The 18,688-nt window shown below is 49.9% G+C and carries 11 protein-coding genes and 1 pseudogene; 6 read left to right on the forward strand and 6 right to left on the reverse strand.

Features of this window, described 5'->3' with window-relative positions; all coding sequences use genetic code 11:
* Window positions 1-18: 18 nt before the first annotated feature.
* The 3 genes from A5320_RS06920 to A5320_RS06930 all read left to right on the forward strand — a co-directional run bounded on the left by A5320_RS06920 (window position 19) and on the right by A5320_RS06930 (window position 8,354).
* The gene (locus A5320_RS06920; RefSeq protein WP_197490009.1) at window positions 19-5,670 is read left to right on the forward strand and encodes a response regulator; all 5,652 of its coding nucleotides are present in this window, start codon (window positions 19-21) and stop codon (window positions 5,668-5,670) included.
* 248 nt (window positions 5,671-5,918) lie between these two features.
* Window positions 5,919-6,707, forward strand: coding sequence for a Crp/Fnr family transcriptional regulator (locus tag A5320_RS06925; protein WP_068062647.1), 789 nt, complete (start codon window positions 5,919-5,921; stop codon window positions 6,705-6,707).
* 204 nt (window positions 6,708-6,911) lie between these two features.
* On the forward strand, window positions 6,912-8,354 hold the full coding sequence (locus tag A5320_RS06930) for an IS1182 family transposase (protein ID WP_068062650.1): 1,443 nt from the start codon (window positions 6,912-6,914) through the stop codon (window positions 8,352-8,354).
* Between the two features lie 279 nt (window positions 8,355-8,633).
* On the opposite strand, the gene A5320_RS06935 is transcribed toward A5320_RS06930, so the two are convergent.
* The 5 genes and pseudogenes from A5320_RS06935 to A5320_RS06955 form a co-directional block, all read right to left on the reverse strand.
* The gene (locus tag A5320_RS06935; RefSeq protein ID WP_068062653.1) at window positions 8,634-10,181 is read right to left on the reverse strand and encodes a hypothetical protein; all 1,548 of its coding nucleotides are present in this window, start codon (window positions 10,179-10,181) and stop codon (window positions 8,634-8,636) included.
* Window positions 10,182-10,281: 100 nt separating this feature from the next.
* Window positions 10,282-11,226 (reverse strand): hypothetical protein, encoded by a 945-nt coding sequence (locus A5320_RS06940; RefSeq protein WP_068062656.1) that lies wholly within the window; start codon window positions 11,224-11,226, stop codon window positions 10,282-10,284.
* A gap of 134 nt (window positions 11,227-11,360) precedes the next feature.
* A pseudogene (locus A5320_RS06945) lies at window positions 11,361-11,708 on the reverse strand (transposase); the annotation flags it as partial.
* Window positions 11,709-11,985: 277 nt separating this feature from the next.
* Window positions 11,986-13,392 carry an ADP-ribosylglycohydrolase family protein gene (locus A5320_RS06950; protein ID WP_068062659.1) on the reverse strand — a complete coding sequence of 469 codons (1,407 nt, stop codon included), beginning with the start codon at window positions 13,390-13,392 and terminating at the stop codon, window positions 11,986-11,988.
* Window positions 13,393-13,602: 210 nt separating this feature from the next.
* Complete coding sequence (locus A5320_RS06955; protein WP_068062662.1) at window positions 13,603-14,820, reverse strand: MFS transporter; 1,218 nt, start codon at window positions 14,818-14,820, stop codon at window positions 13,603-13,605.
* A 201-nt stretch (window positions 14,821-15,021) separates the two neighbouring features.
* Here A5320_RS06955 and A5320_RS06960 point away from each other — a divergent pair, with 201 nt between their 5' ends.
* From A5320_RS06960 to A5320_RS06970, 3 genes are all read left to right on the forward strand, one after another.
* Window positions 15,022-15,912: a LysR family transcriptional regulator gene (locus A5320_RS06960; protein ID WP_068062665.1), complete on the forward strand. Its 891-nt coding sequence runs from the start codon at window positions 15,022-15,024 to the stop codon at window positions 15,910-15,912.
* Window positions 15,913-15,962: 50 nt separating this feature from the next.
* Entirely contained in the window at window positions 15,963-16,436 is a 474-nt protein-coding gene (ybaK, locus tag A5320_RS06965; RefSeq protein ID WP_068062668.1) for a Cys-tRNA(Pro) deacylase, read from the forward strand.
* 310 nt (window positions 16,437-16,746) lie between these two features.
* On the forward strand, window positions 16,747-17,706 hold the full coding sequence (locus A5320_RS06970; protein ID WP_082971577.1) for an alpha/beta fold hydrolase: 960 nt from the start codon (window positions 16,747-16,749) through the stop codon (window positions 17,704-17,706).
* A 308-nt stretch (window positions 17,707-18,014) separates the two neighbouring features.
* On the opposite strand, the gene A5320_RS06975 is transcribed toward A5320_RS06970, so the two are convergent.
* Complete coding sequence (locus A5320_RS06975; protein ID WP_068062671.1) at window positions 18,015-18,686, reverse strand: FMN-binding negative transcriptional regulator; 672 nt, start codon at window positions 18,684-18,686, stop codon at window positions 18,015-18,017.
* Window positions 18,687-18,688: the final 2 nt, after the last annotated feature.

An 18,688-nucleotide genomic window follows, 5' to 3' on the forward strand; every position in this document is an offset into this window, starting at 1 on the left:
TTAAGTTCATTGATTTTATTGGCCATATCATCAGCTTTAGCCGCCCACCCCAACACCGCCGATCAAACCGGTACCGCGCAAAAAGTCGAAAAACTGTCGGTCTACAGCATGCTGGCCAACCCGCAAATGTTTAGCGTGGCAAAGGACCATGATGGTTTTTTATGGTTTGGCACCGCTGAGGGCGTCAAAAGATACGACGGTTATCAGTTCAGCTCCTTTATCAATCAGCCAGATGACCCAACCTCACTCGCCAACGACAATGTTGGGGTGATGCTGAATGATTCAAAAAACCGGCTTTGGGTTGGCACCTGGGGCGGTGGCCTGAATTTGTACCAACGCAGCAGCCAGTCATTCCGGCATTTTCGCCACGACCAAGCTTTACCCAATTCGCTTGGCGCCGACAAAGTGCAATCGTTGTTTGAAAGTAGCAGCGGTGAGATTTGGGTCGGCACCAATGGCGGTGGCCTGAATTTGTATCAGGAAAGCAGTGGCACTTTTATCCGTTATCAGCACGACCCAAAAGACCCGCACAGCATTGGCAACGACCGCATCTGGGGCATCGCCGAAGATAGCAAAGGCAATATTTGGGCCGCCACCACCAACGGTTTGTATCAGCTCAACCGCACTACTCAACAATTTCAAAGTTATGGTGTAGCCGAAGGCGCATTAGATCACCCGGAAGTACGTTCATTGTTTATTGATAGCAACGACCAACTTTGGGTATCAACCAGACTCAGTTTTGGCCATTTTGATCCTACGACCAACAGCTATCAGCGCCACGCCTTACCAGACGGTGAGTTGCCGAGCGTGAATAGTATGTCGGCGCAGGGCAAACTCTTGGTGCTGGCGACCTTAGCCGGGGTGTACCATTTTGATTTGGAAAGAAAAAACTTTGTGCCCGCCGCCTTAAACGGGGATTGGTCGCTGCTTGCCAGTTACGATGTGCGTCAGGTGCTGATTGATTCCACTGGCATTTTATGGGCCGCCACCCGCTATTCCGGGGTGGTGAAAGTATTTCCGCGATTACCAGCCTTTCAGGGCTGGAGTAATTACCTGCAACAACATTCGATGGCTGGCTTGTTTTCCCAAGTGCTGTCGATCGTGGCGCGGCCCGAAGGTGGTTTATGGCTTGGCACTGGTAAAGGCATGGTGGCTTTTGACGGCAAGCAACTTTTTGAACCACTGCTGTCCAGTCATTTTCCCAATCAGCTGACCCGGTTTCGGATTAAAAACATGGTCTACGCCAGCGATGGCACTTTGTATATCAATACCGATACCGGGCTGTACGCAATGGATGCTGCCAGCAAGCAGATCCGGCCATTATCGCTGGATTGGCTAAGCCTGCAGGGCGATGGCATTGAGTCGCTGAATGTAGATAAACAGGATCAGCTGTGGCTGGTGCTGGCGTCCTCCAATACCGTGGTGAACTGGGATCCGCTCAGCAATCAGCGCCGTGAGTTTTTAACAGATGTCGACCCGACTTTTACTTTTGTTGATGATCAGAACGAAGTCTGGGTCGCCACTGCTGGTCAGGGCACCTTTCGGATCAGCGACGATCGCAGCAAGGTTGACCAGCTGCAGCACAACAGCGCCGCTGCGGATAACCTGAGCAGCAATACCATCACCGCCATGCTGCAATCTGACGCTGATACCCTGTGGTTTGCCAGCAGCCAGGGCGTGGACAGATATGCAAAATCCAGCGGTAAGCTGCAGCATTTTAACCATTTGATTGAAGGTGAAGTGATCGCGATTCAGTCGATGAGCATCGACAGCAGTGGTAAGTTGTGGCTGGCGACTTCGCATGGGGTATCGCGCCTTGATCCGGAACCTGGATTATTTAACTTTTTCAGCACCAATGATGGTTTAAGCAGCAACGGTTTTATGCCAAGAGCGGTGACCCAAACTGCCGATGGCCGGATATTTCTCGGCAGTGTCGGTGGAGTAACCGCGATTTCTCCAGCCCAGGTGTTCGTCAATCAGGTGCAACCACCGGTCGAAATTACCTCAGTGAAAATTGACGACAAATTGCAGCCATTTCCACTGCCCGCGGTGTTGGAACTGCCAAACGATTTTAAAAATCTGACCATCAACTTTGCCGCGCTGGATTTTCAGGCAACCGAAGATAATCGTTATCAAACCCGGTTAGTCGGTTACGACAACAGCTGGAGCAAAAGAACCGGTGAGCATCAGCAGAGTTACGGCAGGCTGGAACATGGCAGTTATCAATTTGAAGTGCTTGGCAGCAATAATCATGGCGTTTGGAACCCACTGCCGCAGCGCCTGCAGATCAAAGTGCTACCGGCCTGGTATCAAACCACGCTGTTTTTAGTACTGGCACCTTTGACATTGGCGCTGGCCATTTTCTCGTTTTTGCGTATTCGGTTGCTGGCGCAACAACAACGCGAGCGTGAGCTAACGAAATTAGTTGAACATCGCACCCACGACATTTTTGTGCTGGGTGATGTGGGTAAAGAAATCGCCGCCACCTTTGAGCTGGACCAGATTGCCCGCAAAATTTATGACCATCTGCAAGCGATAGTGCCGACCGATACCTTTGCCATTGGCTTGTTTAATCAAACGCAGGATGAAGTGGATTTTATCTTCGCCATGCACAAAGGCCAGCGATTACCGACACCAAGCAGCCATCAGCAAACCAGCGGCCGCCCTAGCGCCTGGTGTTTACAGCAGCAACAGGAATTTATTGCCGCTTGTCCGGAAGATTGGGCAAAGTTTGGTATGCAGGCCGCGGATTGCCTGAATGGCGCCGCCACCCAAACGGTGATTTGTGAGCCACTGATCGCTGGCACTCAGGTGCTGGGCATTTTGACGCTACAAAGTGACCAGCCGCACGCCTTTAATAACGACCAAATTAATATCGTGCGGATCATCACCAGCCATGCCGCAGTTGCGGTATCGAATGCTTTGTCATTTCAACAGTTATCGGAAACCCGGCAAAGGTTTGAAATGGCCATGGTCGGCGCCAACGCTGGTTCCTGGGAGCTCGATAACGAAACCGGGCAGCTTATCACCAATGAGATTTGGGCGACGTTATTAGGCTACAGCCCACAGCAACTGACTGATTTATATGGCCACGGCATCGAACAACTGAGTCAACTGGTGCATCCCGATGACTTGACGATGGCGAGAACCGCTTTTGTACAACATTTAAAAGGGCAAACCGACATTTATCGGGTCGAACTGCGGATGAAAAGCCACAGCGGCCGATGGAAATGGGTATTGGTGGTGGGCAAACAAGTACAGCAAAAAGTGTTTGGCATTTTGCTCGATATTAGCGAACACAAGGCCATGGAACTGGCACTGTTGGAGGCCAAAGAAAAAGCCGAAACCGCCACCCAAACCAAATCGGATTTTTTATCCAACATGTCGCATGAAATCCGCACGCCAATGAACGCCATTATTGGCATGAGTCATCTGGCGCTGCAGACCGAACTTGATCGTAAACAGCGCAATTACATCGACAAAGTACACCGCAGCGCCATGTCATTGCTGGGTATCATTAATGACATTCTGGATTTCAGCAAAATTGAAGCGGGCAAACTGGATATTGAACAGGTGGAGTTTCGCCTGGAAGATGTGCTGGAAAACATGACCGATTTAGTTGGCTTAAAAGCCGCCGAGAAACAGATTGAACTGCATTTTGCGGTCGAAGCCGACCTGCCGCCGGTGTTGCTGGGTGATCCGCTGCGGCTGGGGCAAATCCTGACCAATCTTGGCAATAACGCGGTGAAATTTACCGATAAAGCCGGTGAAATTTTGTTGTCAGTCAGCGGCCAACGTCAGCCTGGTCGACAGCTGAATTCCCAGTCAAATCCGCAAATCATGTTGCATTTTTCACTGAAAGACAGCGGCATCGGTATGACACCAGCGCAACAAGCACGCTTGTTTCAATCGTTTAGTCAGGCTGACAGTTCCACCACCCGCAAATATGGCGGCACCGGACTTGGGCTCGCCATCTGCAAAACCTTAACTGAATTAATGCAGGGTCAGATTTGGGTGGAAAGTGTTGAAGGTGAAGGCAGTACTTTTCATTTTACCGTCTTGTTGGGTGAGGGCTCGCCGGATGCGCTGCCTGCGCCATTCTGGAAAACCGCATCGGAAAGTTTGCGGGATCTGCGGGTGCTGGTAACAGACGATAACGCCACTGCCCGCGAAATTCTTGGCCAGTGGCTGACTGAACAAGGTTGTCTGGTCACGCCAACCACTTCCGGACACGAAGCGCTGAGCATGCTGGCCAGCGCTGATGCGGCTTTAGAGCCTTATCAGCTGTGGTGTCTCGACTGGAAAATGCCGCTGCTCGATGGCATCAAGACCCTGGAGCAACTGCCGCAATTACAACTGCAGCATCCGCCCAAAGTATTGATGGTCACAGCTTACAGCACTGAAGATGCCAGACTAGCCGCCGCCCATCTGACCATTGATGGTTTTTTAAGTAAACCAGTCACCCGCAGCGCGTTTTGCCAGGCGCTGTTAAATGCTACGGCTACCACGCCGGTCGAACTGGCTGAGTTATCGCAGCAGTATGCTGAAACACCAAGCACTGAAAAAAAGTTAGCCACTGCAATCCGCCAGTTACAGGGCGCCCATATTTTACTGGCCGAAGATAATGAACTAAATCAGGAGCTTGCCATTGAGCTGCTGACCAGTAAAGGGATGCACGTGACGCTGGCGCAGGATGGTCAGCAGGCGCTGGATTTAATACAAGCGCGCCATCTGTTGCAACAAGATTTTGATGGCGTGCTGATGGATTGTCAGATGCCGGTGCTGGATGGCTACGAAGCTACCAAAGCATTACGGGCAATGCCGCAGTTTCAGCAATTGCCGGTGCTGGCGATGACCGCCAACGTGATGGCCGCCGATATTCAAAAAGCCCGCGATAGCGGCATGACCGACCATATCAGCAAGCCTATTCTTCCCGCTGAAATGTTTCTGACGATGGCAAAATGGATCAAAGCTGCGGCGAACACCTTAACGCAGCTTCCTGTAGAACATGGCTCAGCTCATGACGAAACGCCAGCGTTGCAGCAGCAAGCCGCTGATTTCGCTCTTGTCTCAAGTTTACCGCATTTGACCGGTATCGATACTGCAGCCGGCCTGGTGACCACTGAACAAAACCTCAAACTGTACTTAAAATTACTGCAGCGGTTTTCGGAAAGTAACCAGAATTTCGCCGCGCAATTTGCCGCAGCCTTACAAAGTGACGACCCCCATGCCGCCAGCCGCTGCGCCCATAGTTTACGCGGCGCTGCCGGTAATATCGGTGCCCGCGCCGTGCAAAGTGCTGCAACCACGTTGGAACAAGCCTGTAATCAACAGCTGTCGTTGACCGAACCATTGGCAGCGGTAAACCATGCATTGTTGATTGTGCTGCAATCTTTAGCAAAACTGACCAGCACCACAGCGACGCCGGCGCCACAACCGGCCGTCGATCCGGACCAGCTACGCGGTATGCTACAACAGCTGCATAACCTGATTGCCGATAACGACACCGCTGCGGTCGATATCGCCGAACAGCTGGAGCCACTGCTCGCAGGCAGCAACTGTCAGAACGCCTTAACCGAACTTTGCAAACACATTAATCAATACGATTTTGACGAAGCGGCTGCGGTGCTGATCACCTTGCAGCATCAGTTTGAACAGCAGCTGCAGTAAGCCCGGTGTTCAACACCGGGATTTACTGCTCTCTAGCCTGCATCGCCGGCATTAATGCAGCATTCTCAATAACGGACCAAAACCACCAAAACTGGAAAAAATCAGGTTTATATGCAATATAAACATGTCCTTCCAGCAAGTTTCGCCAGCTTATGTGCGACAACACACAGAGCGATAAAAATATAAACAGTACGCTGGAGGGACATCAGCTGTATGCTGCCTGTTCAGTCCATTAACCGAGTACTTATATGCCCCCACGATCACCTGCCAAGCCGCAGCCGAATCCCCAGCAGAATCATTTACTGGCCGCGTTGTCGCCCGACGTCCAAAGCCGGTTATTTCCGCATCTGGAGCTGGTCCATTTACCCTTGCGGGCACTGATGTACGAATCAGGCACCAGCATGAGCCATGTGTATTTTCCAACCGATTCGATTGTATCGCTGCAGTACGTGATGGAAAACGGTGCCTCCACCGCTATTCTGGTGGTCGGTAACGAAGGGTTACTCGGCATTACTTTATTTATGGGCGGCGAAAGCACCCCCAGCCGCTCGGTGGTACAAAGCGCCGGATACGCATACCGGCTACCCCGGCCGCACGTCAAAGAAGAATTTAACCGCCACGGTCAGCTGTTGCTGCTGATGCTGCGTTATACCCAGGCCTTGATCACCCAGGTCGCGCAAACTGCCGTCTGCAACCGCCATCATTCAATTGACCAACAACTCTGCCGTTGGTTGCTACTGTCGATGGACCGTTTGTCACACAACCACTTAACCATGACTCAGGAATTTATCGGCCACATGCTCGGTGTTCGCCGCGAAGGGGTGACTCAGGCAGCGTTGAAACTACAGCAACTGGGCGTGATTTCCTATTCCCGCGGCCTGATTAAAGTCATCGACCGCGACGAGCTGGAACACTTAAGTTGTGAATGCTACGAAGTGGTGAAAAAAGAAACCGCGATCTTATTGACCTATCTACCACAACGCCAACTGATCAAAAACCCGGAAGATATTCCGGTGGTGGTGTTAAAAACCCAGTAGGTGTTGGCGTGAGTTTGTTGCTCTCGATTTGGCGCTCACGAAAAACCAATTTCTGCTTAGCCTTGAGGCTGTGTGAAAACTGCTGATCACCTTTTGGTCTAAATACCTGGTTTTTATGATCAATCAGTCTGGATATGCTTCAGCTTGCTTGGTTTGTAGATACTAAAATTATCAGCATACGAATTAAAATAGTGTGCGCTAAAAATGACCGAACACATTAAAGGCCAGGACAGATACCAAGTGACGCTGCTGCCAGAAGCACTGGATGATTTTGTCAGCGAAGATAATCCAGTCAGAGTCATCGACGTCTTTGTGAATAGCCTGCAGCTCAAAACGCTCGGCTTTGAAGGTGTCGATGCAAAACAGACTGGGCGCCCAGGTTACCATCCGGCAACGATGCTCAAGCTTTACATCTATGGTTACCTAAACCGCATTCAATCGTCACGCCGACTGGAAAAAGAATCTCATCGTAATGTGGAGCTGATGTGGCTTCTCGAGCGCCTGACTCCTGATTTCAAAACCATCGCTGACTTCAGAAAGAACAACAGCAAAGGCATTAAAAATGCCTGTCGCACTTTTATCGAGTTATGCCGACAAATGCATATGTTTACCGATGTCGTTGTCGCCATCGATGGCAGTAAATTCAAGGCAGTCAACGGTAAACCGAACAACTTCACGCTACAAAAAGCAAAAGACCATATCGAACGTATCGAGCAGAACATTCACAAGTATCTGTGCCAGCTTGATGAGGCAGACAAAAACCATCAATCCGATGCCAACACCGAGCTGATGGCTACCAAATTGGCATGGCTGAAGCAAAGACTTGGTGAGTTACAAAAAATACAAAGCACGTTGGAGCAGTTGCCGGATAAGCAATTATCGCTGACAGATCCGGATGCTCGGTTGATGAAAACGCACCATATGAATCGGCAGGTTTGCTACAACGTGCAGGCAGCTGTTGATACGAAGCACCACCTGATAGTGGCGCATGAAGTGACGAACACCACTGATCGTGGCCAACTATTGGCAGTCACAAAATTAACCCAAGAAGCAGTTGGTCAGAAGAATATGACGGTTCTAGCCGACAAGGGTTATTACAGCCGTAAAGATATCAAAGCCATACAAGATGAAGGCGTGACAGCTATGATCCCAAAAGGCGATACATCGGGTGCTGACGGCAAAGGCTTGTTTAACCGCTCAGCCTTCAAATATGATCGCGAGCAGGATATATACATCTGCCCGACAGGACAGGAATTACAAAACCGTTTCACCGTGATGGAGGACGGCTTAGAGCAAGATATGTACTTTAACAATATCGCATGCAGCAATTGTTCAAGCCGGGCAAAATGCACCACAGCAAAACGTGGTCCCAGAAAAATCCGCCGATGGGTACATGAAGATGAAATGGAGGATATGCAGGAACGTCTTGATGCAGACCCAGAGACGATAGTCCTTCGCCGACAAACGGTCGAGCATCCGTTCGGCACTATCAAAATGTGGATGGGGGCAACTCACTTCCTGACACGTCGATTTAAAAACGTCAGTACAGAAATGAGCTTGCATGTTCTGGCTTACAACCTGAAACGAATGCTGTCTATCTGGGGCGTTGAATCACTGTCTTTGAAAATGAGACAGCTAACCAGCTAACACAGCTGCTTCATTATTATTTTATTCACCTTATAGCGTGTTTATAGAACGATTTAGTGCCCTTACCAAAATTGTACCAGCTATTACTCATAAAATTCTTAACGCACCTGAAGCGCATAGAGCAGTTATTGGACCGAGAATAAAGGCTCAATTATCTTAAATGTGAGTTTTTACACAGCCTGCCTTATTTGCAGACGTTCGTTTTTTTCGAGAGCACGGCATGCAATAACACTTCTTATTAGGTGGCCGAATTCAGTGTGCCATTACAGTATGCGGTTGTTAGGTTTCATACTTAACTTCGCATTTAAAGTTAGACTGTGGCAGCCATTCAACTTTTACAATGTCGTTTTCCTTCAATGTAGCTATTTCAGCATGAATTTTAGGAAGAACGTAATCTAAAGCGATTATCTTTGGGGGTAGAGTAAACTGCTTTCCAAAGATTAATATATCTTCTCCTTCGCTCTGAACCATCTTCATACTTATGGCTTGGTCAATTTTAGACAACTCATTAATATTTAAACAGTTCTGGCCCACTATGAGTTCGCACGTTGCATTGCTGGTGATCGCCCCCTCCTCATACACTTGCTTCCCGTTTAAAACGTCTGAAACATCACATATTTGTCTAAACTCGTCTGAGGTGTACGAAACATCTGAGACAAATCGTATATCCCAATTAAATGAATCAGAAACTACCTTGCTGTAATTTATATAGTGTAGAAAGCTAACAGTATCTAAGACATAATCCCACTTGCTAACAGTCATTCCTTTACTTAACAACACCCTTATTCCATTAATTTCCAGTGATGTAAATAACACCCAGCCTTCGGACATCTTTTTATATAAGGAGTATAGCTTTTCGTAATAGGGCAAGAACATTATGCTAGCACCATCCCATTGTTCAAAACAAAGGGACATGCTGATGTTTGCTTTGTCATCCTTTTCATCCAGTGACTTTTGATAACTAAAGCTAAATAGCTTATTACACGAATCCCCTTCAAACGTAAACGATTTCACACCGAATGAAATAACACCTTTGATATCATCAAATGATTCTATGACGTTAGTTTCATCTTGAACTAGCCACAGCTTTTGAGTTGCTTCCATCTTACGTGATGAAATACTGAATACACCCTTAGTTGTTCCAAAAATTTCCTCTAGCAACTTTGAACCTTCGATGGTAATTGCGTCGGAATCAATTTCAAGGTCTTTTCCATGTTCGAATAGCTGCTGATATTTTTCTATATATTGCTTTGCATGTTCACTGCTAATTTTCATTGAGCATTGGACATTTTCTTTAGCATAGATTCCGATTGATGTTTTACCGTTATCATGTGATGTTTTTACTAAAAATCGCGGATCTAGCATTTCCAGAGATTTTTCGGAAGCTTTGTGTACATTTGATATAGCAGTGGAAATATAACTTTTTGGAAACCCAGTCAATGCCGCTGAAACAGAGTTAATTGCATCGTCATTGCTAGGTAGTTTTCTACCCAATTCGATTCGTGCAATATCTTCTGCCTTTATCTTCCATTCATTTAGCAAAGCGGTAGAGTATCTATCTTCATCTCTATCAATATCTATTGAACAATTAGCACATAGCCAAATGGCATTTTCAATGGATTTTCTTTTTTCTTGAGACATAGTGGGAGCGTATCTAGGACCACCAGGGGAAGCAGCAGTTATATGCGCTGCCACTCCTATATTATTTACTTTCTCCTCGCCTGATGGTGCGGACGTTGGAACACGACAATCAGGATTAGAGCACCTATGTGCAACTCTAGCCTTGAGCTTTTCTATCAAAGGCCTTGTAAAATCATCACGAGCCAAGTTGTCTCTCCATTTTAAATCCTAACGTTCCGGTTCAGCGGCGGGCCGCGCAGCGGTCCGTCCGCGGCAACCGGTTGTTCGGCAATCATTTGATACGCGATTATTCATACACAATGTCGTATCGGACTAAGCGACGATCATCTGGCCCGAGGTATGCGATCTTCGCTGAAGCCCAGTCATACATTGACGTGGATTCGATCGGGTACTCCTGCTGACCGCCACTGATGCTTCCGCCAAGCGAGTGGTAGTCCACGACGCCCTTCATCGGAACCACGAGGCGAGCTTCAAAGTTGTACCCCGGCACCAGACTGTTGTCGATAATTGCCGCAATCTTCACGCTCTTGTCGAATGCAACGGCTAGCACGGTCAGACCCACTTGCACAAGGAACTCGCGAGAATAGAAAGCCCGCTCGCCAGACTGGGCGACAACGCGAACTCGATTTGATTGACCAAAGCGACGCTCACTCAAGATAGAAGTGTAGTCGTCATGCTTAAGCGAGACATCGCCAGCGTCCGAACGTGTGAGGAGACCACGCGTTCGTTGCCCGGTGTCGAGGTTTTCCAAATACACCACGATGTCAGACGCGCGGCCGTCCGCTTGCCACGTTACACGCAACGCGTCGAGATCAACGAGTAGCCCTCCCGAGGTAGACTCCGAGCTCAAGACCTGAAGATTCGACAGAGAAGTTGGGGCTGGGCGATTCACTTGATACACGAAAAGTGCAACGCCGACCAAGAACAGGAGTGCGCAGATTATGTAGACAACGAGGGACTTGACAAACTGCTGACGCAGAGCTTGGCCAAGGAGGACGAAGTCCTGATTGCCGACCTCACGCTGCAGTGTCTGGTTCCTTTGAAGCAATCCGTAGAGTTGCGTCGATGTCAACTTGCTCTTGGTTGCGAAGCCCTCCGGGTGCTGGGCGCGAAGCTTCTCGACGATTCTGAGAGTCTCCGGGTCACCTTTCCCGGACGACCGCAGGAGAAGGTAGACCACGAAGCCCAGAATGCCGAGTATTGCGGGGAGGGCTGCTAGGAATTCGTACATGTCCAGTACCTCAGAGCACTATTGTCCTGTCTGCCGAACAATTTCATCAAAAGGAAAAACCACGTTTTAAAGCGGGGTTAACCCTTTTATTTTTTAATATACTGCAAAGTTAACGTAAAAAGGCATTAATCTCAAACTGTCGCCATTGGCTTTAGGCGAAACAGGTGCTGGTGTTCGAGCATAAATTCGAATCGGTTTACTTTTGATTCTTCGCGAAGTAGGTCAGCCGCCTTTTTTAGGATGGCTAAATCCTCGGCCTGGTCGGCTAACTGGCGTTTTAGCTTGGCAACTTCAGCAGCAAGCTCGGCTTCACGTTGGCTGGTTGTAGATTTCTTTTCAATGGCAGAGCGCTAGTTATAAAGTTGTGGTTCGTAGATTTTGAGCTGCCTGGCCGCTTCAGCAACACCGACACGTTCGGCTAGTTTCAGGGTTTCAGCTTTAAATTCAGCAGTGTGAGTCTTGCTGGTCTTTTTGGTTGTCATATTCATCTCGTTAAGTCATTTTACTCACTTAGCGTGGTGTCCAAAAGTATTGGATCAGGTCACATAGAGTTAAAGTCCAAAAACCGATGACATCTTGGAACGCAATATGAATATTCCTCGCATTATTAACCTTTGTTGGCAATGCGCTGTTGTCTCTGAATATTCAAGAGGTACAGTTAATTTGATTTCCTGAAATTTCCGCTTTCAGTGAAAAGCAACAATTCAACAAAGCCAGCGTTTAGGCCAATTACGCGCGTCTACCCGCTACAACGCCAAGCTACAATGGGCTTATCTTATGTGGTAGCAACTTCGGGATCTGCCAGCACTCAGCTGCAGCAGGCTGCGGTACCGCCAGCTGCTGGGTCAGCATTTGCTCAACGATGGCGGATGCCTTTGCTGCCATTTGAGAAAAATCATCGATACCTTGATTGGCAAAGCCGGTCCGGGTGCGGTGAATATTAAACTTCGACGAAAAGGGGCGGCCAAAGGCTTGCTCGACACCGGTTTTTCCCAACATGTAACCATATAACCCACCCCAGGTTGCGGCCGGATTATCTGAATCCCAGCCCGCCAGCACCGCTATTTTGATGGTTTCCTGCATATCGCCTTCGCCATAAAATAAACTGACTAAACTAGCCGCAAAATTAATCCCGGCGGCAAAACAACCATTGCAGTACAGCTTTTTGCCGGTGATTTCATAACCGTCCTCTGATTCGAGCTGATAACGCTGATATAGCTGATCTCTGGCGGCTTCCCAGGGTATCCCCGATTGATACAACGACCAGACATAGTCAAACATTTTGGCCGGATATTGGTTCGATGGCAAAGCCAGGCGCGCTTGCCGGGCGATCTGTTGCAGCTGCGGCGCCATGGGTTGTTTCGGATCCACCCCAGCGGCCAGTGCGTGCATCGCTACATAAAAATCAGCAATATCGGCAGCTTCACCATAGGCCGTGGTGCGGATCGGCAAATAGGCCAACTGAGCCGCGATATCCGGCCTAAATGGCGCCAGAATGCCAAACAGTTCGGTGGTGAGCTGCGCGTCAATCATGTCGTAATGGGGGTTAAACGCAGGCATGCCGGTGAAGGGGGGCAGAATATTCTGTTGCATTAAATCAAAGGCTTGCTGATTGGACACCCATAAAAAATTTTCAGGTTTGCCTTCTGCCGTTTTATAGGGCGTCTTTGAGTCCTGATAAATATGCGCCAGCCAACCGTCGCGAATTTGGCTGGCACTCAGTAGCGGCTGCTTATGGTTATACATCAGCTGCAGGTAGATGTATTCGATATCACTGTCATCATCCGAGCCCCAGATCTCGTCTTCATCTGCCACCACCCAATCGATAGTCGCTGAGAGCTGGCTTGGAATACCCTGTCCCCAAATACTTGGCTGATCTTTGGCCTGCCAGTCCTTGCGGGTATAAAAGACCCCGGTCGGCCCAGTACCGCCAATTTTATCCATCTCGGTCACCAGTCCGGTCCAGTTCGCGATACTGAGTCCCAGCCAGAACCCATGGACCTTATCAGCGTATGTCCTTTTGTGCAGACTGTGCATTGTTGCTGGTGCCGCCTGGCATGTTGCCGGTGCGACTGCGGTCATCGCGGCATCTTGCGCCAGCACCGGCCGGGTGAAAACAGCATGCAGCAAAGCGCAGCTCAGCAGACTACAACGGCTAAATGTCATCGGAAAACCTCATGTAAGCACTTACAAACTACAGTTATCCAATGCGCCGGACTTACCGTCAAGCGCAAGTAGGCAGAAATCAGCAGAATTACCGCAGCGCCATTTTTACCGAGGGGGCGAAGTGCTGGCAACAACACCATATTTTGCAGAAAAAAGCGGGCAGACAAGCAGTGATAGCCCTCGCCCGCCATTGTAGTTAACGTGAGTCAGTTAGCGTGAGTCAGTAAGCGTGGCCGGCGCTGGCTTTGTGGCAACTCCCCGTTGATAGTCAGTTTGTTGATCCAACCGTCCTGACCAACGGGTCAGCGCCAGTGCGCCCAGCACAATCACGCCGCCAATCCAGGGGGTATCCAGCAAACTCATTTCCTCAACAATCAGCCCGCCGACCAAAGCGCCTGCCGCTATCCCGACGTTAAAAGCAGCGATATTTAAACCCGAAGCGACATCCACCGCATCCGGAGTATATTTTTCGGCCAGTTTGACCACATAGACCTGCAATCCCGGCACATTACCAAACGCAAAGGCACCCCAGACTAAAACGGTCAGCACGGCGGTGATCGGATTGCCCGCAGTGAAGGTAAAGATAAACAGCACCAGCGCCAGAGCCGAGAATATATAACTGAGCGCAGTCACAGGCCCGGCTTTGTCGGCGAGCTTGCCACCCCAGATATTCCCCACCGCCACCGACACGCCGTACACCAATAAAATCAAACTAATCGCACCGGCTTCAAAACCGCTGATTTGCTGCAAAATCGGCGCAAGATAAGTAAAAGCAACAAAAGTACCGCCATATCCAACCGCCGTCATCGCATATACCAGCAATAACCGTGGTTCGGTCAGCACCTGTAGTTGCTTGCGTAGCGGCGCGGCTTTGGCTTGTTTTAAATTCGACGGCACCAATAAAGCACTGCCAATCAACGCCACCATACCCAGCACCGACACAATCAGGAAAGTCGCGCGCCAGCCAAACATCTGGCCAATCCAGGTACCGAGCGGCACGCCGGTCACCAAAGCAACGGTCAAGCCGGTAAACATTAGCGCGATGGCGCTGGCTTCTTTGTCTTTACTGACCAGACCGGTGGCGATGGTCGAGCCAATTGAGAAAAACACCCCGTGCGCGAGGCCGGTTAAGATGCGCGCTGCTATCAGGCTTTGATAGCCAGGCGCCAACCAGGCCAGCAGATTGCCGGCGATAAACAGCGCCATCAGTCCCAGCAACACGGTTTTTCGTGGAAACCGGGCGGTCAACGCCGTCAAAACCGGCGCACCAATGGCAACGCCGAGTGCATATAAACTGACCAGTAAACCGGCCGAAGGTAACGACACGCCCAGATCCCGGGCTAAGGTGGGCAACAATCCGACAATCACAAATTCGGTGGTGCCGATGGCGAACGCGCTAAGTGTCAGCGCCCATAAAGCGAGTGGCATAACAATCTCCTCCTTGAAGCTGCAGGGTTGTTGCCTTCGCTCACTCGCCCCAGTCACATAGGACTACTATGCTCCTGGGGTCTCGTTCACTTGTCGCCTACCTGCAACTTCAATGATATTGGTTTAGATGAAGTTGCCGCGCAGTATGAGCCTTGCTACTATTTCAAAAAATAGCACAATCAACAAAACACTTTTTCACTTATGACAATAATATCGCAAACTGCCGATCTCGAAATGTTACTGGCGGTGTTCGACAGCGGTAGCTTTACCGCGGCGGCTGGTCAGCTGAATGTGCCGGTGGCCAAAGTCACCCGTGCTATTCAACGGTTGGAAACGTCATTGCAGGTGAGCTTATTTCACCGAACGACAAGGCGGGTAGAAGCCACCGCCGATGGGCAGCTGTTTATTGAACAAGTGCGCCCGGCGCTGCAACAACTGGCGTTGGCCGAAGAGCAGCTGAACCTGCAGCAAAGCTCACCAAGCGGTTTATTGCGGGTGGATGCCGCCAGCCCTTTTATCCTGCATCAATTAGTACCGCTGATGGCGAAATTCCGCGCCTTGTATCCAAAGATGACGCTGGAGCTAATTTCCAGTGAAAACTTTATTGATTTAATTGAAAAAAGAACCGATGTTGCGATCCGCATCGGCGCCTTGCAGGACTCTAATTTACACGCCACCTTGCTTGGAAAAAGCAAACTGCGACTGCTGGCAAGTGCCAGCTACCTGGAAAAATTCGGTACACCACAGCGCCCGGAGCAACTCGCGCAGCATCAGTTATTAGGTTTTTCTGAACACAGCAGGCTAAATCATTGGCCATTGTTGCCACCCCAAATCATCACCCCAACACTGGCCGCCAGCAGTGGCGAAACCCTGTTGCAGCTGTGTTTGCAGCATCATGGTATTGCCCTATTGTCGGATTTTATGACGGCGCCACAGCGTAAATCCAGAGAACTGATAGAAGTGTTGCCAGGTCAGCTGCAAAGCCCCCATCCGCGCGAAAATGTGCAGGCGGTGTATTATCGACATTCCGCGTTATCGGGGCGGATCAGCGCTTTTATCCGCTTTTTGCAGCAACAGCTGATATTTGATTAAACTGGGTATTTAGTGAAACCGCGCCTGAATTTGATATCACGGAAGCCAGCATGACCCCAGCCATCGAACTGCTTAAAAAACGCAATTGCCCGTTCCAGGTGCTCAGTTATCAGCACGATAGCCAAAGTTCGTCCTATGGTTTGGAAGCGGCAGAAAAGCTGCAATTAAACCCAAAGCTGGTATTTAAAACCTTGGTATTGCAGCTGGAACCCACCGAATTGGTGGTGGCTGTGCTACCGGTCAGCCATATGCTCGATTTAAAACAGTTGGCCAAAGCCGCCGGCAGCAAAAAGGCGGCGATGGCCGCGCCGGCAGCAGTTGAGCGCAGTACCGGTTATGTTTTGGGTGGTGTCAGCCCGCTGGGTCAGAAAAAACGCCTACGCACTTTTATTGATCAAAGCGCCGAAAATTTACCGCTGATTTATGTCAGTGCCGGCCGTCGTGGGCTGGAAATTGAGATTGCGCCTGAGCAACTGCAACTGTTGCTTGACGCGAGTTTTGTCGGACTTGCCCAGGCTTTGTAGTGGTGTTTTCAAATGTTGCAACCCAACGGCGGACTAGCCTTCGGCCGAGTCCGCCCTACTTTTTCAATTAAATTCAGACGTTTGCGTAGGGCGCCACTCACCGCGCTAGCGGTAGTGCGCCGGAATGCAAAAACGCTCTCATCCCAGCATGTTTCAAAGGTTAAATCTTGTTACAAAGCAGTAACTGCCTGCCCCAATACATACACCCCGGAACCTGTTAGCTTTTGCCAGCGGCCCTTGTTGTGGGCTGGCCACTGCATGTTCAAACCCGTGCAATTTTTTTAGCTGTATCGCTACACCGGAGCCCGTGATGTCGTTTTCTTTTGTTCGAAAGTCTCAAATCCCACCCCTATTCAACTGGCTAGCGAAGCGCCGCCCGCACCGGGTCGTTTTGCTGTTAACGGCCGTGCTGAGCATCATCGCCCCCGCTTACGCCGCCGAAGGCATGGCCGATGGCATATATTATCAAACCTTTGGTGAAGGTAAGCCGGTGCTGATTATTAATGGCGGGCCTGGGCTGGATAGTGAAGGTTTTGCCACTGTTGCTAAAGCGATAGCGGCCGAAGGTTTTCAGGCCATTTTGTTTGATCAGCGGGGTACCGGCCGTTCGCCGTTACCCGCTATTGATAACAGCACGGTCAGCATGGATCTGATGGTGGCCGATATGGAGAAAATCCGAAAAAAGCTTCAATTAAAACAATGGACTATTTTAGGACATTCTTTTGGCGGCATGTTGGCAGCACATTACGCCAGCCAACATCCGGCGCAGGTGGAAAAGCTGGTGTTTTCATCATCGGGTGGCCTCGATTTGGACTTTGTCGCGGATATTCAACCGCGCATCAACCAAAAACTGAGCATCAAACAGCAAGCCGAAATGAAGGCTTATCAGCTGAAACAGGCGGCTGGCGACTCTAGCGCAGCCACCAATGAAAAGCGGGTAAATATTCTGGCGCAGGCTTATGTGTTGGATCAAAGCAAAGCGCATCTTATCGCGGCGCGGCTAAAAGTGGTTAACATGAAATTGAATCAGCTGGTCTTTGCCGATATGGCCCGAATCAAATTTGATCACAAACAGAGTTTCACGCAATTTAAGCAGCCAGTGCTGGTGCTGCAAGGCGACCAGGACATTATCAGTATCGACACCGCCAAAAAGACCCAACATAGCTTCCCCAATGCCCAGCTGGAAATTCTCAAAGGCTGCGCCCACTATGGCTGGCTGGACCAACCCGACCAATATTACCGGGCATTATTTACCTTTCTGAAAGCCTGATCAAAGCGACCTGCACGCCATGTTGTCACAACTGTTCAGGTCGCTCCAAGCTACACCCAAAATCATTGAAGATGCGGGTAGGCGGCAACTGAACGAATCCCCAGGAGCTTAGCAGTTCTAAGTGACTGGGGTGAGTGAAGGCGGCCAACACCCCCGCATCTTCAAGGATGACGGGTATACCCAAAATCATTGAAGATGCGGGTAGGCGGCAACTGAACGAATCCCCAGGAGCTTAGCAGTTCTAAGTGACTGGGGTGAGTGAAGGCGGCCAACACCCCCGCATCTTCAAGGATGACGGGTATAAAGGTTTAGCCGCCGCCCTGCGCCAGCATCAGTTGCCAGACGCTTTGCGGCTGTTCGGTTTGTTGTAAAAACTGCAGCACGTCGTCGCGCGCAGCCTGGTTTTTATTCTGCGATAATTTCATTTTGGCATTGAGAGTGTTGATTGAAATGGCGATACCGACGATGGCTGCGGACAGCTGTTTTTCGTAAGCGAGGTTAGTTGCGCGATCGGATTGATGCTCAGCAGCCGTCTTGGCAAAAGAATCTTTTACCGCTTGTGGCAATGCCTTACTCGCTGCAGCCTGTTGCTTGCGTACCAGCGCCAAAGTGCTGGCTTGATCCAGCAACCGCACTGTACCGCATATTTCAACCAGACTGTAATTCCAGGTGGCGACCTGCGGTTGTTCGCGATAACACTCGGCCGCAACATAAGCATGCGGCCCCTGCACCACCACTTTGACGCTGTCACCTTGCTGCATTGCCTGTTGCAGCGCTGCCAACTGCGGGTTTTGCCGCGCCAGATGGCAATACAGAGTACCGGTCAGCGCGGTTGGTGAATCCCAGTCGAACCACAACGGCAATGCACTTAACTGCAGATCCTGGCTTAACAACAAACCAAAATAATGCTGCTGCAAAAATTGCCGGATAAGCTTGGGATTATCCAGCGAATAATGTGCCGGGGTGTACGTCGGGATCATGT

It is taken from the genome of Rheinheimera sp. SA_1 (genome assembly GCF_001669775.1).
In the GTDB taxonomy this organism is placed as follows: domain Bacteria; phylum Pseudomonadota; class Gammaproteobacteria; order Enterobacterales; family Alteromonadaceae; genus Pararheinheimera.